Source organism: Pseudoalteromonas sp. SR45-6 (assembly GCF_014163545.1).
Lineage (GTDB): Bacteria > Pseudomonadota > Gammaproteobacteria > Enterobacterales > Alteromonadaceae > Pseudoalteromonas > Pseudoalteromonas rhizosphaerae.
Map to the genome: position 1 here is coordinate 115169 of NZ_JACJDM010000006.1, position 16109 is coordinate 131277.

Annotated in this window: 11 protein-coding genes and 1 pseudogene; 11 read left to right on the forward strand and 1 reads right to left on the reverse strand. The window is 36.7% G+C overall.

Features of this window, described 5'->3' with window-relative positions; translation table 11 throughout:
- Window positions 1-266: 266 nt before the first annotated feature.
- The 11 genes and pseudogenes from H5158_RS04815 (at window position 267) to H5158_RS04870 (ending at window position 15549) form a co-directional block, all read left to right on the forward strand.
- Window positions 267-689, forward strand: coding sequence for a DUF2262 domain-containing protein (locus H5158_RS04815; protein WP_182739575.1), 423 nt, complete (start codon window positions 267-269; stop codon window positions 687-689).
- Between the two features lie 557 nt (window positions 690-1246).
- Window positions 1247-1495 carry a hypothetical protein gene (locus H5158_RS04820; protein WP_220491230.1) on the forward strand — a complete coding sequence of 83 codons (249 nt, stop codon included), beginning with the start codon at window positions 1247-1249 and terminating at the stop codon, window positions 1493-1495.
- A gap of 303 nt (window positions 1496-1798) precedes the next feature.
- Window positions 1799-2206: a hypothetical protein gene (locus H5158_RS04825; protein WP_182739576.1), complete on the forward strand. Its 408-nt coding sequence runs from the start codon at window positions 1799-1801 to the stop codon at window positions 2204-2206.
- A 221-nt stretch (window positions 2207-2427) separates the two neighbouring features.
- Complete coding sequence (locus H5158_RS04830) at window positions 2428-3381, forward strand: S66 peptidase family protein (protein WP_182717807.1); 954 nt, start codon at window positions 2428-2430, stop codon at window positions 3379-3381.
- Between the two features lie 458 nt (window positions 3382-3839).
- Complete coding sequence (locus tag H5158_RS04835; protein ID WP_259399419.1) at window positions 3840-4466, forward strand: YceI family protein; 627 nt, start codon at window positions 3840-3842, stop codon at window positions 4464-4466.
- Window positions 4467-4995: 529 nt separating this feature from the next.
- Window positions 4996-7110, forward strand: a complete 2115-nt coding sequence (locus H5158_RS04840; protein WP_182739578.1) for an EAL domain-containing protein — start codon at window positions 4996-4998, stop codon at window positions 7108-7110.
- A pseudogene (locus H5158_RS04845) lies at window positions 7101-8020 on the forward strand (diguanylate cyclase). Before H5158_RS04840 ends, H5158_RS04845 begins: the two are co-directional and overlap by 10 nt.
- Window positions 8021-8127: 107 nt before the next feature.
- The gene (locus H5158_RS04855) at window positions 8128-9396 is read left to right on the forward strand and encodes a PotD/PotF family extracellular solute-binding protein (RefSeq protein ID WP_182717811.1); all 1269 of its coding nucleotides are present in this window, start codon (window positions 8128-8130) and stop codon (window positions 9394-9396) included.
- A 45-nt stretch (window positions 9397-9441) separates the two neighbouring features.
- Complete coding sequence (locus tag H5158_RS04860; RefSeq protein ID WP_182739581.1) at window positions 9442-11673, forward strand: ATP-binding protein; 2232 nt, start codon at window positions 9442-9444, stop codon at window positions 11671-11673.
- 16 nt (window positions 11674-11689) lie between these two features.
- Window positions 11690-15166 carry an ATP-binding protein gene (locus tag H5158_RS04865; protein WP_182739582.1) on the forward strand — a complete coding sequence of 1159 codons (3477 nt, stop codon included), beginning with the start codon at window positions 11690-11692 and terminating at the stop codon, window positions 15164-15166.
- 188 nt (window positions 15167-15354) lie between these two features.
- Window positions 15355-15549 carry a (2Fe-2S)-binding protein gene (locus tag H5158_RS04870; protein ID WP_145236256.1) on the forward strand — a complete coding sequence of 65 codons (195 nt, stop codon included), beginning with the start codon at window positions 15355-15357 and terminating at the stop codon, window positions 15547-15549.
- 95 nt (window positions 15550-15644) lie between these two features.
- On the opposite strand, the gene bfr is transcribed toward H5158_RS04870, so the two are convergent.
- Entirely contained in the window at window positions 15645-16109 is a 465-nt protein-coding gene (gene bfr, locus H5158_RS04875; protein ID WP_182739583.1) for a bacterioferritin, read from the reverse strand.

Genomic DNA, 16109 nt, shown 5'->3' on the forward strand with positions numbered 1-16109 from the left:
AAAACTGATGTCATTTTATGCATGTAATTTAGGTTTAAGAATGCTAATGACTTATTTAATGGATGAAGTAAAAGTAACCCTGTAGTAAAAGATAAATTCTTAACCTAAAAAGTAATTTTATTGTAACGGCTGCGTTTGTTCAATTAGAGTGACTGTCTTGTTTAGTTTCATTGAATCAAAATAGGAACTCGGCTATGGTTGATACATTAATAAAAATAAATTAAAAACGAGTTATTCTACAGGCTAGTTAAACGTCAGAGAGAGTTATGTACGAGAAAGCGTTAGATAATCTAGAAATGGATGAAAGAATTGAAGGTACCTACAAAGGTAGTTTCAATTTTAAAGGAGATGAAGTTCGCATTCATGTTGATCCAGATGGAGAGAAGTTAGAAGACACGATTACTCTGGCCAAAAGGATTCTTTCTTCTTTGGATGCATACGACAAGAAAGCCAGAGGCTACATAATAGAAAACAGCCTGCAATCGTACAATGAAGACTGGCGGGAAGATGATGAACCAATACTGACAGCCATGGAGTTCGATAAAAACCTGCGATTGGATGGAGTAAATTTCTTATCCTCTGATAGCGTTGATTTTTTCTACAGCGAAAATAACATGTTTGGAGGCCATTCATTAATTCCACAAATCTTTGATAGTGAGAACTTTGAATATTTGCAAATGTATGGGTAAAACGTTTAACACATATGAGCCTTAACACTATCAATAGGCACTAGTAGTCTTTTTGACCGTTTTATATAATGGCGGTCAACTCTAAATCAATAAACAAATTTGTTTACTTCGTCTGTCGATGCGGCTGTTAAGCAAGTAGCTTACGGCAAACACATATAAGGAGCGCTACGCAATAATATTTACATTATTAGCACTGCATTTGCTTATATTCTTCTAAAGCGCAGCGTTTCTGAACCTCTTTGTGAATAATTCCTTTGTGAATAATTCAATTAAATATTTTTTGCACAAAGAGCAGAGAAAGAGAAGTAAATGAGAACTAACTTGAAGGCTAATATTAGCAGCGTAAAATACGATGCATTAATAAAGGTAAGCCCTTACATCTTAAAATAAGCCATTAAGCACCTGTAATACCTTCCAAAACGCCAATTAAAGCAACAGCAAATCCTCCTTTATATTTTATGTGAAAGTCAGTTGTCGATTGAATCAAAATAGGAACTAGGCTATGGTTGAAGCATTAATCAAAATAAAATAAAAGCGAGTAATTCTACAGGCTCGTTATGTTGGAGATCTTCGGGAGCCATAATATGAACTTGCCAAGTAAAAATGATTTTCCTGAAGGCTCCAGATTCTATATCAAAGAATTTGATGTACCACTAGTCCAGATACCAGACGGTAGTCTTTCTAAGTGGTTTAATTGGTTTGGCGGCAAGCCGAAAGAATACGCCCCAGAAGGTTTAAAGCCTGGCAACAATTGGGAAGCAGAGTCATTTAGTGAGTGGCAGAAAATTGTGAAAGAATCACTTTAAACTATGAATTATATTCCGCCTAAAGCTATTGAGTGTTGGAGAGTCGATAATCCAGGGGGGGAATTATATGAAACCTCAATCATGGATAATTATACGGTGATATCGGCATATGGAAGGTATGCTCATTGCTCGGGATGTAAGATAGTTTCATGGCAAGAGTTTCTAAGTGGTGAATTGAATGAGCTCGTTACCAAAACAATGGGGAGTGAAGTATTAAATGAAATTCATCATAAATTACGCTCAATCACATAACAAAAAGCTGCAACATGACTCCGTAAGTTGGCGTTATGTGTCATGGTAGATATGGAAACACTTCAAGAAAAAAATAATAAATACGCTAAATACCACAGAAATGATTCTTGGGGTGTCTTTGTAGCATTTACAATCATGTCACCTTTATTATTCAGTTATGGATATGAATTTTTCTATTGGTTTCAGGGTGAAATAATTGAAGTTCCTCATCCCGCTTTTGTGTTAGTTGGAGCATTGTTTTATGGTGGTATAATGGTCGCAATGGGCGATATCATTATATTTTCCAAACTACTCAAAGTATTCTCGCTTATTGCGGTTATGTGCTGGTTTAGCTATTTTTGGGTTGTGCTTAATCTATCTTGGCTTGCTTTTGCACCCTTAGTTCCTGTTTTTATACTTTTACAAATTCAAATGCCAAAAATTAAAGCTAACTCAAACAAATATGGCGATGACACATAACAAAGCAATAATGAAAGGGACGCAAAAAGCTTAGCCCGCGTCACTTCGTTCCTAATTTTAGCCAAGCTTTTCTGCGCCACATATTGCGACTAGGAGCGACAAGCCGAAAGTATTGAGTTAGGAACTATTTATTGAAAGCTGTGAAGTTCGCTCAATTTTGATGTGCATGCTGTTTAGAGTATCTTGTAGGAGGTAAATTGATAATACCCAATAAGTTAAAAATGAATGATGAAGTTAGGATAATTGCGCCTTCAAGAAGTTTATCAATTATTGACCAAGAGACGCGAGAAATAGCAAACACAAGGTTTGAAGAGCTTGGCCTCAAATTGTCATTTTCAAAAAACTGTGAGTCGATAGATGATTTTTCGTCTTCATCTATAAAAGAAAGAATTGAAGATTTACATGAAGCATTCCTAGATAAAAAGGTAAAAGCTATCTTTACTGTTATCGGGGGCGATAATGTAAATCAATTACTAAAGTATATTGACTATAATATTGTTAAAAAAAATCCAAAAATTATATGTGGGTATTCTGATACTACAGCTTTATCAAATGCCTTATTTCATAAAACCGGACTAATAACTTACTCAGGGCCTGCATATTCAACTTTGGGGATGCTTAAAGGTATTGATTTTTCAATAAATTATATTAAAAAGTGTTTATTCTCAAGTGATCCTTATGAAGTTATAAACCCCGAACAATGGAGTGATGATTCATGGTTTTTAGATCAGGAAAAAAGAAGCTTTTATAAAGACAATGGCATAAAAGTTTTAAATCATGGTAAAGCTGAAGGAAAAATACTTGGAGGCAACCTTTGTACTTTAAATCTGCTTCAAGGAACTGAATTTATGCCTGACTTAACAAATTCTGTACTATTTCTTGAAGATGACGAGTTAACATCCCCTTCAAATTTTGACAGAGATCTGCAATCATTAATTCACCAAAAACATTTCGACAGAGTTAAAGGAATAGTCATTGGGAAATTTCAATTAAAGTCAGAAGTATCTGAAGACTTACTTAAAAAGATTATACAATCTAAACAAGAGTTAGAGTCAATTCCCGTGCTTTATAACTTAAACTTTGGACATACAACACCCCATATATGCTTTCCTATTGGTGGACTTGTGAAGATAGATACGAAAAGTCGTAAACAAATAACAATAGAAAAACATTAGGTAAAGAATACTCGAGTAATTAGCTAAATTTCATAATAATTAATGGTTGCGGATTTAATATTAAGAGTAATGGGATTGCATCGCCCTTGCTTGACTGACTGCTCATTGCAATTTTGAGTAGTTCGGCTTTGATCGAGAAGTAAACATTCGAGGGTTTTCGCATCGATTGTAGGTTTGTTGAGATAACGGACGCTTCAAAACGCTAATAATTAATCATCAATTATACCAAAGGGTTAAATTTCATTCGCTCAAACCCCGTAGCTCAAGTTATGTAAAAACGATTGATTAATAGACGAAAAATAGGCGGCTTCACTCCATCATGAATATAAAAGAGAGGTTAAAATGGAAAATATGAGGCATTATATATTTTGATTTTATGAAAAATGACGTTTTATTTTACCTACACTCAACACATCACTAATGGCTTAACTACTATGAACTCAGCGTCAAAGAATACAATGCGAACATTTATACATTCGGTCTCAGTTATGTGTGCTGCGCTGTTACTGACAAGTTGTGTGAGTTGGATTGCACCAACTGTTAAATCTGAGTTGATAGCGCTTCAAGCGGGCGAATATCAGCTAGACAGTCAACATGCTGCATTAATATTTAAAATCCAACATTTAGGGTTATCAACCTATGTAGGGCGTTTTAATCAATTTGATGCACAACTCAACTTTGATCCTAATAACATGACTGCCGCGTCATTAAACGCAGTGGTGGATATTAGCTCTATTGATATTAATAATGCTGACTTAGCAGAAACCTTACAAAATGACACTTGGTTTAACAGTGAGCGCTTTGCGCAGGCATCATTTACTAGCAACACTGTTACAGTTATATCTGATAACAGTTTTAATTTCTCAGGTGATTTAACTCTTAGAGGTGTTACCAAACCTGTGACGTTTAAAGCCACATTTCACGGTGGAGCAGACAACTGGATTACAGGAAAATACACCATTGGTTTTAGCGCGGTCGGTCAAATCAAACGTTCTGACTTTGGCATGGACAGTTATATACCGATTGTTGGGGATCAAATTGACTTAGAAGTTTATGCGGAATTTATTAATGTTGGTAAGCAATAAGAAGTAAGTGATAGCTACTAAATCGTCAATCAGTGACATTTTCAGATAGAATATAATCCCTGAATGACCGCTAGGGCACTTTTGTGAAGTTTGTCTAAAAAGCGAAATACGGGCTAAATATTTTTAGCATGTGTTTCCATTTTGGTCGACTTTACTTGTGCCACATACCTGTCTTTTTCTGAGCAACAATAGGCCTTGATTGGATTGTTTTACCATGTGCGATGTCATTTACTCACCTCCCCCCTCTTGGTTTACTATCGATAGCGAGGTTAAAAAGCGCCAGATCTCTTACTTTATAAAATAGTTCTAGTTGTATTCGAATAGCTCATATTTGTTGAAGTTTGAGAAGCAACCTTTGTCCTACAGGCTTATTTTTATTCCAACCCTCTTTAGGATTATATAGTGATTTGAGTTGTTTCCACTTATGTGGATGATAATTCAATATATATTAAAACTGGGCTGTATCGCTTTTCATAGAGATTAGGACTATCTTTAATTATAGGCAAATTAGATTATGGAGAGCGTTTAAATGGCAGAGCTTTGTAAAATTCTCGTTATAGATGATGAAGAGATCAATACCTTGCAACTAGAGCATGTTCTGGACGATGTTGGGGTTATTTGTTCATGTAATAAAAGTGAGGATGCCATCGCTCTTATTGAAGAGTTTATACCAGATATACTTTTACTCGATCTAGAAATGCCCAATGTTAGTGGATTTGACATATTACTAGAAATACAAAAAAGACCTCATCTTGGTGATTTACGCGTTTTGATCATCACTTCTCATAATGATCCTGACATCGAGCAAAAAGCGCTTTCATTGGGAGCGATTGATTTCATATCTAAACCTTTGAATTTAACTTTATGTCGAATGAGGGTTGAAAACCATACAAAAATTCGAATTCAAGAAAAAACTATTCAGCGCACTAAAGCAGCTTTGGCTGCTGAAAAAGAGCACTTACGGATCACGTTAGACTCTATTGCTGATGGTGTTATTTCTACTGATGAGCATGCGTGTATAACTTACCTAAATCCAGTAGCGCAACGTCTAACCGGTTGGTCACAAATTGCGGCTAGAGGGCGACATATTGAAGAAGTAATGATACTTAGAGATGCCTCAACAAAAATACCTTCTATAAATCCTTTATCAGTTGCTCTGAAGGAAAATCGTCCTGTTGCTATGGCTATAAACACGCAGTTAATTAGCCGGCAAGGTATGCTGCACCGAGTCGAAGATAGTGCGGCTCCAATATTAGATAAGGATGGTAATAAGCGTGGTGCAGTAATGGTTTTTCAAGATGTTAGCGAAGTCCTTGCTATGTCAGTTCAAATGACTTATTTATCTCATCACGACCAACTAACTGCATTACCCAATCGCGTATTGCTTCATGACAGGTTAACTCAAGGAATAGCTAGAGCCTCATTTAATAATACTAAAGTGAGCCTGATGCTTCTTGACTTAGATAAATTTAAGTACATAAATGATGCGTTAGGACATCACATTGGTGATGAAATAATTGCCCATATAGGTCATAGCCTTGATAAATTTGCATGTAATGATATTACTGTTGCAAGAGTGGGCGGCGATGAATTTGCACTTGTTGTTCCCTATGAAAAAGACACATTCGGTCTTGAACCGCTTATTAGTCAAGTGCTAGATGTCATCGCTAAACCTTTCAGATTAGCTGATGAGCAACATGTCCTTTCAGCAAGCTTGGGGATAAGTGTGTATCCTGATGATGCATCAAGTGTCGAGGAAATGCTTCGTCATGCAGATTCAGCAATGTATAAAGCAAAACAAGAAGGCGCTAATAGCTATTATTATTTTAGTAATGATCTCCAAGTTGAAATGACTAAGCGTTTAAAAGTGGGTAATTGCTTACGCAACGCGCTAGATAACAATGATCTTGTTGTGCTTTATCAGCCAAAATATGACTTAGTGACTCACGACGTTATTGGTGCTGAAGGATTAGTGAGGCTAAAAGATGACACTGGAGAATTTATATCTCCACTTAATTTTATTGAATATGCCGAAGAATCAGGACTAATTTACCGTTTAGGTGAACAAGTTTTGGAGCAAAGTTGTATTGATGCTAAAAAGTGGCTTGATGCAGGATACCCAAAGAAAGTCGCTGTTAATATTTCAGCTAAACAATTCACTGGTATTTCGCTGGTTGATACGGTTGCATCGATATTAGAAAAAACTAAGCTACCAAGTCGTTATTTAGAGCTGGAGGTAACCGAATCAGCACTGATTGATAATTTCGAACAAACGATAAAGCAATTACAGGCGATCGCTGATATGGGGGTTAGCCTTGCGCTTGATGATTTTGGCACGGGGTATTCTAGTCTGTCATATTTGAGACTATTTCCTCTTGATGTGCTGAAGATTGATCAGTCTTTTGTGCGTGATATGATTAGTGACTCTCAATCGCTTGATATTGTTACTGCAATTATCGACTTGGCTAATTCATTAAGCCTACAGATCGTGGCGGAAGGTATTGAAACAAGCCAACAAAGAGATAAGCTACAATCTCTAGGCTGTGCCATTGGTCAGGGATACTTACTTGGTAAACCAATGCCCTTTTTAGAGATGATGGACGTGCTTACTCAAGCCAAAAATAAAGGAAATATATGCACCTAGCTCTTAAGCCATTAACGCAATGTAAAATATTAATAGTTGATGATGATGAAATAATTCGCTTTTCACTACAGGCTATCATGGAAGATTACTTTGAAGTCGAAACACTAGCTATGGGCTTACAAGCGTTAGATTATTGCAAATCCAATATCCCAGATCTCATTTTACTTGATGTAAATTTGCCAGACATCAGTGGCTTAGATGTATGCAGAGCGTTAAAACAGGATATATTGTTTGCGCACGTTCCTATTGTATTTATTACTGCAACTTATGATACTGATTCTCAGAATGCTTGTTGGGAAGCTGGTGCAGCAGATTTTATTGATAAACCAGTAATTGCCTCAACGCTTATACATCGAACTACAAATCACGTAGAGAATAAGCTGCGCTTAGAAGTGTTGATGAAGTTGACTTATAAAGATTCTCTTACAGGACTTTATAATCGGCACTATCTAGACAAGGAAGTCAGTAATGCGCTGAAACAATCAGAGCGTGAAAAAAAGCCGTTTAGTGTGTTAATGATCGATATTGATCATTTTAAACTTTATAACGACCATTATGGTCACCTTCAAGGTGATATTTGTTTAAAAAAATTGCCGATGTGTTTGCCAATAGTTTAAAAAGGCCTCATGACGTAGCGATTAGATTTGGAGGTGAGGAGTTTCTGATTGTGCTGCCTTATACCGACATTGAAGGGATGTCGCACGTATGCAAACAAATAATTCTACAACTTAATGAGTCAAATATTGAGCATAGTCAATCATCCATTGGGCACGTTACTGTTAGTATTGGCGGAGTAACGTATGAGAAACAGGGCACAATGGAGCTTAATGAGTTGATCTCATTGGCTGACGAAGGACTATATTGCGCCAAGCGAGATGGCCGTAATTGCTATAAATTACAGGTTGTTTAATTTGGCTCCTTAGTAGTTTTAATTAATTATGAGATCTAATTTGCTGTTTTTTTTATTGTTTAGTCTATACTTTTTCTCTTAGGGACATTGGTATTGGATAAATAATAATGAGTTATTCACCTGATCGTAGACACTTCCTGCGTACAGTTGGTGCCGGGGCCGCTGTATCAACACTCGCATTCAAAGCGCCTTATGTATTTGCTAAAAAAGTAACAACTTTGCGCGTCATGGGCACTCACGTTACATTGCAAGAAGAGCTTCGGCAGCGAGCAATGCGAGAGCTAGGTATAAATTTACAATTTATACCTATGGGTAGTGCAGCTGTTTTACAAAAAGCTGCTGCGGATCCAACTTCTTTTGACCTTTATGAACAGTGGTCAGACTCAATAAATATCCTATGGCAAGCCGGTGCTATTCAACCAATAGACGTCGATAGGCTTGTCTACTGGAATGAAATAAATGACCTTACTAAAATAGGTAAAATAACCCCCTCGGCCAAACTAGGGGCAGGTGATGCACCAAACAAAATTTTATTTGTTCAAAATGATGGCTCATTAGCAAGTACACCTACAAAAAAAATAAGCTTTATGCCATATGTCCACAATGTTGACTCATTTGGCTATAACACAGATTACATCGAAAAGGGGCAAGCCTATGAAACTGAGTCTTGGTCTTGGTTGCTGGATGATAAAAATAAAGGAAAAGTGGCCCTTGTTAATGCACCAACAATAGGCATATTTGATGCTGCGCTTGCTGCTCAGGGCCAAGGTCTGATGACATTTAACGACATTGGCAACATGAGCATTGGCGAATTAGATAAATTGTTTGCAATTTTATTATCGAAAAAAAGGCAAGGCCACTTTTCTGGTTTCTGGACATCAGTACCGCAGTCAGTGGATTTTATGAAGACAAAGCGCGTTAATATCCAAAGTATGTTTTCACCGGGTGTGAGTGCCTGTAGAGGCCAAGGTATCCCTGTTGTCAATGCATCCCCGAAGGAAGGGTATCGTGCTTGGCATGGTGTTATGTGTTTATCTGCTAATACCTCGGGGCATGTAAAAGATGCGGCTTATGAATATATGAATTGGTGGCTATCTGGTTATCCTGGAGCCTTTATTGCTCGACAAGGTTACTATATATCTAACCCACAGCGTAGCCAGCCGTTAATGTCTAAGCCTGAGTGGGATTATTGGTACGAGGGAAAAGAAGCAACCACTGAGCTGATTGGAACGGATGGTAAAATTTCTGTACAAGCTGGCCAGACTCGCGATGGTGGAAGTTATATTAAACGTTTTTCAAATATAGCTGTGTGGAATACCGTAATGCAAAATTACGATTATAGTTTAGATAAATGGTATGAACTACTTAATGCTTAAGGACGTCGTTTGGTACATTTAATATCGCGTTCTATTGCAGCGAAAATGACATTAGCGTTAGCACTGGTGGTAATTACACTCAGTATCAGCTACATCGTCATGGATAAACGCTTAGAAGCAATTGATACATCGGTAAATAATATTACGGATATTAGTAGTCATGCCATTGGTATTTTACGAATAAACAAAGATATTGTTGAAATGCAACGTGATATTTCGGTCTATGGCGCATCAGGGAGTGATGCGGTATTTGCTAAGATTGAACAGAACTACCAAAGTATTGACCAGCGTTTAAAAGCAATAGATAAAAAAAATAATGAAGTTGACGATAAAATTTATATCGATGCCATGTCTGAACTCGTGCTTAGGTATGGTGATAATCTAAGCGTGCTAAAAAAGCGCTATAATATAAAAACAGCATTGATAGATACAGAGCTGCCACGTATTTATTTAGGCGCTGTTGCCCATTTAACAGGCTTACTACAACTGACCGCAGATTTAAAAGATAAGTTGTTAATTACGCAAAATATAAATATATGGCACACATTACACCACAATGCGCAGCTTTATTTAACTAAAAAGGACTATTCTAAGCGTCAACAAGTCATTAAGGCGCTGCAAAGTCTCTCAAGCTCCAAATTAGCTTTGCAAAAGCAGCAAAACAGGATCGAAAACCCAACAGTTCAGTTAGCTGTAGATTACCAGCAAGCTTTTACTAAAAGCGTCCAAGCAAATCGTAACTATTTAAGCCTAGTTAATGTTGTTATGGCGGGTGATGCCATTGAGTTTAGTGCATTAGCAAATACACTTAGAGAGCAGTCACTGTCACGTTTAATTACAATAAAAGAAACCGGCTCAGTTAGTATTTCAAAAACAGAGTATGTTTTACAGCTACTCGGAGTAGGCGCTATCTTGTATATCATTGGACTAGCGTTATTTTTTCACTTTCATATAGCACATGCTATTAAACTATTGACCAAAAGTTTTCAAAGCTTTCTTAATGGTGACCTATCGGCGCCCATTCACGATTTAACACGCAAAGATGAAATCGGTTTGTTAGCGGGTGCTGCAAATCGTTTCAGGGCGTTAAGTAAAGACTTTATTTCTGCAAAAAAAGCAGCGGAACATACTTCTAAGGTCAAATCTGAATTTTTGGCAAATATGAGTCATGAGATCCGCACTCCTATGAATGGAATTTTGGGGATGGCGCGACAGCTTGGCAATACCTCTTTGACAGATAAACAAGCAAGAATGTTAGAGATTATTCAGTCTTCAGGCGCCAGCCTGCTAGTTATCATCAATGATATTCTCGATTTGAGTAAAATTGAAGCCGCAAAAGTTGAGCTTGAAAACCAATCAATCGATTTACATAAAATGCTAGATGAGTTAAAGCTACTATTTAGTGAACAAGCAAATGCAAAACAAGTGCAGCTTTTTGTTTCATCGCCGACAGACGAAGAGAATATTATTTTTGCAGGAGATGAAACACGCATAAAGCAAGTACTTATAAATTTGTTAGGCAATGCCATTAAATTTACTGAAAGAGGAAGTGTTGCATTAAATGTAAATGTTCAGAAAGAGGCGAATAATGAGCTTATATTGTCGTTTGGTGTGTCGGACACTGGTATAGGTATATCACACGAGCATATTGAGACACTCTTTGAAGCTTTTTCACAGGCCGATACCTCGATTACACGCCGATTTGGCGGAACAGGCCTCGGTTTAGCTATTACCAGTAAGTTATTAGCGCTTATGGATGCACCTTTAAAGGTAGAAAGTGAGCTTGGTAAAGGCTCGCTTTTTTATTTTGAATTAAAGACTCAAAGGGGTGATAAACAAGCGAGTCGACAACATGAAAATACTAAATTACCAGCACCGCAAGAGATTGATCTGTCTAACTTAAACGTATTAGTTGTTGAGGACAATGAGATTAATCAAATTGTTATTGAAGCGCTTTTGAAAGAGTTTAATATCACTTGTATCAATATAGCCGGTGATGGTGAGCAGGCGATTGCACAGTGCGAAATGTGTGCATTTGATATTATTTTTATGGATATGCAAATGCCTGTTCTTGATGGGCCTCAAGCAACAGTTAAAATTAGAACGATGCCAGCTTTTTTAACAACACCGATAATAGCTTTAACTGCAAATGTACTAGGTAGCGATAAGCAGCGTTGTTTTGAATCTGGTATGGATGATTTTATCGGCAAACCAATAAGTTATGAGTGTTTAAGAGCGGTACTATTAAAGTGGTGTAATCCCCTAACTAAGCATTAGTAACAAAGGGCTAAAGATGAATATTTCCATGAAAGCAAATAAGTCAGTTGTATCTTCAAAGACGTTTCTAAGGTGGATCACGTTCTTTTTTGGTCTGTTGTTGGTTTTGGCGGTTTTACTATTTGAAACGCATGTAAAAAAAGATGTGTTAACGCAAATAGACAGCGAGTTTTCAACAACAAATCAGCGATTAAGGGAGGTGGTGACTTCATTTATATCTCGATCAAAATCAGATATTAGTTTTTTACACTCTACACCGCCGATTTCAGGGTTACCAAGAGCCCATTATAACAATGGTATAGACCCATATGATGGAACCACTTATAAACAGTGGAAAGAGCGATTAGAGACTATCTTTATTGGCTTTATGGAAAATAATTTAAATATTGAGCAATTGCGTGTTATTGCAGTTACCGCAACAGGAGAAGAGCTTATTCGTGTGCAGCGCCGAGGTGCTTCAGTTGAGGCTGTACCCGATTATTCGTTACAGCCCAAAAGTGGGGAGCGGTATTTTTTGCCGAGTTCGCAGCTTGAAGTTAAGCAAATATATTTATCTCCGATGTCGTTGAATCGCGAGTTTGGAGAAGTGACATTTCCATATAAGCCGATGTTACGGTTTTCTATCCCTATTTACAGCGAAGAAGGTAAGCGTTTTGCTTTCTTAATTATGAACGTGAACGCAAATGCCTTAATTGAAAAATTAACAACCACAGTGTTTGACTATTCTCAGCTTATAATTAGCAGCTCTGATGGTGACTTTCTTTATCATCCTATCGAAAAGTATCGATTTACAAGAGATTTAGCACCGAACATCACATGGGATACGCTATATGAGCAGCCGATCCAATATCAAGGACTTTATCGTGTTGATTCGAAACAAAAAGCGGGTGATCAATACTATGTGTTTTCCGATATAGTTCAAATGCGACCGGGAAAAAAGTTTAGTTATATTGATTTAAGTACTGTCGTTTCAAAGCAGTATATCGATACGATGATTAGTGATAAACGGCTTTTGACTTATGGCTTTTTATTGGTAATTATCTTCTTTACTGTAATACTGCTTATTACTTTTTATCGAAATGCAACCAGAAGCCAAATGCTAGCTGAAGCACGTAGGGAGTCATCAGCCATTGTCGATGGTTCAATTGATGCCATTGTTGGATTAAATCTTCAAAGTGAACTAACCAGCCTTAACTTTAGTGCAGAGCGATTATTATCAACGTCTAAATCTTTATCTATGGGTATGCATACTAATGAATTGATATTACTCCAACAGCTGCCGATAGATAAGTATATTGCTGATTTGGAAAACTCGAAATCACAAATCAAAGATGAACGGTCCGTAGAGGTAAATGGGCAATCTTACTTTTTTGCTATTTCTGTAAGCCCGGTATTTTCTGAGCAGTTTACACTCAATGGCCTTGCACTTATTATTAGGGATATTAGTAAAGAAAAAGCGGCCGAAGTTAAGGTAAAACGTTTGAACTCAGAGCTTGAGTCAAAAGTTAGAAACAGAACGAAAGATCTTGCTGAAGCGAAAGAGCAGGCTGTCATAAATAGTGATATTAAAAGCGCATATATTTCTAATATCAGCCATGAACTAAGAACCCCACTTAATGGTGTGATTGGAACATTAAATATTTTAAAGCGTGAAGAATTACCAGAACAATCACGTAGGTTGATTAGTCTGATGGAGTTAAGTGCCACTAATTTAAACTTGTTGATAAACGATATATTGGATTTGTCTAAGATTGAAGCGGGTAAACTTGAATTAAATTTTAGAACATTTAATCCTAAATATTTGATTGAATGCTTAGTTGAATCGTGCTCCATAATGGCCTTTGATAAAGAGCTTGAGGTTTATCTTGATACACGAGGTTTAAATTGCCAGCGAGCTGTATCAGACCCATTAAGGTTAACCCAAATAATCAATAATTTAATTAATAATGCGATTAAATTTACAGAGCGTGGTTTCATAAAGATCAAAGTTGAATCAGAAAAGATTGAGGATCAAAAACACAAATTAATTATTAGCGTTCAAGACACCGGCGAAGGCATTGAATATAGTGCCCAGCAGCATCTGTTTAAAGCATTTAATCAAGTCGATAGCACTATAAACGCTGAGTCTGGCGGTACGGGACTTGGATTATCAATATGCAAAGAGTTATGCCTGATGATGGGGGGGGATATAAAAGTCAGTTCGGTCCCACATAAGGGCAGTACGTTCAGTTTTGATATAATAATTGATAGTGAAAGTAGTGTGAATACACCACAGAACAAGCATTATTTGTCTAAAAAAGTCTTAGTTATTAATAATAATAAAGAATCACAAGAGCTACTAGGAGAGTTAATTCGTCATGAAGGGGGCGAGGTAGAACTCTCAAATTTTGAAGATTTAGCCGATATAACTGCTGAACCCTATGACATTATTTTCTTAGATGCAGAAGACAATAAAAGTGGTGAGTTAGAACAAATAATTGATGATTTCATACACCATAAATCAAACCTTAAAATTGTTGTGTTACATAAACCCGGATTGCCATTAACTAAAGGTATTTCAAGTAAGGTCACGACAATTAGTAAACCATTCACACAAAGTGATTTACTAAGAGCTATTGGATTAACTCTGAGTAAGGTTGAACAATTGCAGTTGCTTAGTGTAGAAGCAAGCGAAAACAGTAATATACCAGTACGAACTTTAGAGCAAATTGATGGGGGGAGTATATTAATTGTTGATGATAATGAGATAAATATCGCAGTAGCAGTTGGAGCACTAGAATTTTTACCAATTTATGTAAAAACAGCAATTAACGGTGAACAAGCAATTGAAGCACTAAAGCTTAGCCGCATAGAAGGCAAGCCAATACGTTGTATTTTGATGGATTGTCAAATGCCTATCTTAAATGGTTACCAAGCTTGTGAGAAAATTCGTGCAGGAGATGCCGGTAATGAGTTTATAAATATACCTATTATTGCTATGACAGCTAACGCCATGATGGGCGAAAAAGAAAAGTGTTTATCGGTTGGCATGAACGACTATATTAGTAAGCCTATTCAAGCAAATGAGGCGCAAGCTAAAGTAATAGAGTGGACATTATCTAATTACGAAAAAAATGAACACTCTGTCACTGAAATTTTGGCTGAAAAAGAAGTGTTATGGGATCATGGTGCTGCACTTTCTCGTTTACTTAACAAAGAAGCTTTGCTTATTAAAATTTGTACTATGTTTATTAAAACAGCACCTGAAAAATTTAACCAACTAACAGAATTTGTCGATGATCATAATTATGAACAAGTTCGTCAAGTTGCGCATTCTCTTAAAGGTTTATGTGGTGAGATAAGCGCCGACAGGTTAAGAAGTTTGTTTGCAGAGATTGAATTACAAGCAAGCAAGGGGCAACTAGATATTGAAAAAGAGTTTTCACTTCTGGAAAAGCTGCTTCCTGCGTTATTGAATGACATGAATGAGTGGCTAGAAGAAAATAACAGTTAGATATGAGTTATTTCATGAAGTGGCACATATCAGCCTCTTAAGTTTTAACCGGATTGCGGTGATCATCTAAAACTATATGAAATTAAGCAAATAAAAATAATTCTCAATTTTATGCGATTATTAATTGCGAACTGTTTACGTTTAGATTAATATACAAGCTCGAATGTAATTGAGAGTGGTTTGTATTCATGTATATCTGTTTATGTCACGGTGTGACAGATAAAAAAATTGAACAAACAATCGACGAAGGTGCGACTACAATGCGCGAGCTTTCTAAAGAGCTTAAAGTCGGTAGCCAGTGCGGCAAATGCTGCGGCTGTACTAAAAAGATCCTCAATCGTAAACTTATCCAAATCGCTGATATTACTGAGCAAGTGGCGTAGCTATTGCTGGTGATTGTTTAATGTAAGTGACATTTATCTGTATTATAAAAACTAAAAAAGCAGCCTAAGCTGCTTTTTTTGATATTAACCAAACGTTACATTTGCGACTGCAGGTAGTTTTCAATACCGGTGCTTTTAATTAACTGTTGTTGCGTTTCTAGCCAGTCAATTTGCTCTTCTTGCTCAGATAAAATGTTATCGAGCGCTTCGCGGCTAATATAATCTTTTTTACTTTCAGCAAGTTTGATCGCATCTTTTAGATCAACCAATGAATCTAGTTCAAAACTCATGTTGCAAGCAATCATTTCTTCGCTGTTTTCGCCAATGCGTAAACGGCCAAGATCTTGAAGATTAGGTAGGCCTTCTAAAAATAAAATACGCTCAATTAAACGGTCAGCGTTTTTCATTTTTTGAATCGAGGTTTTGTAATCAGCTTTGTCTAATACGCTAAAACCAAAATCTTTAAACATACGGGCATGCAAAAAGTATTGATTAATGGCAACTAATTCATTTGCCAGTATTTTATTTAATGCAACAAGAACGTCTTTATCGCCTTTCAT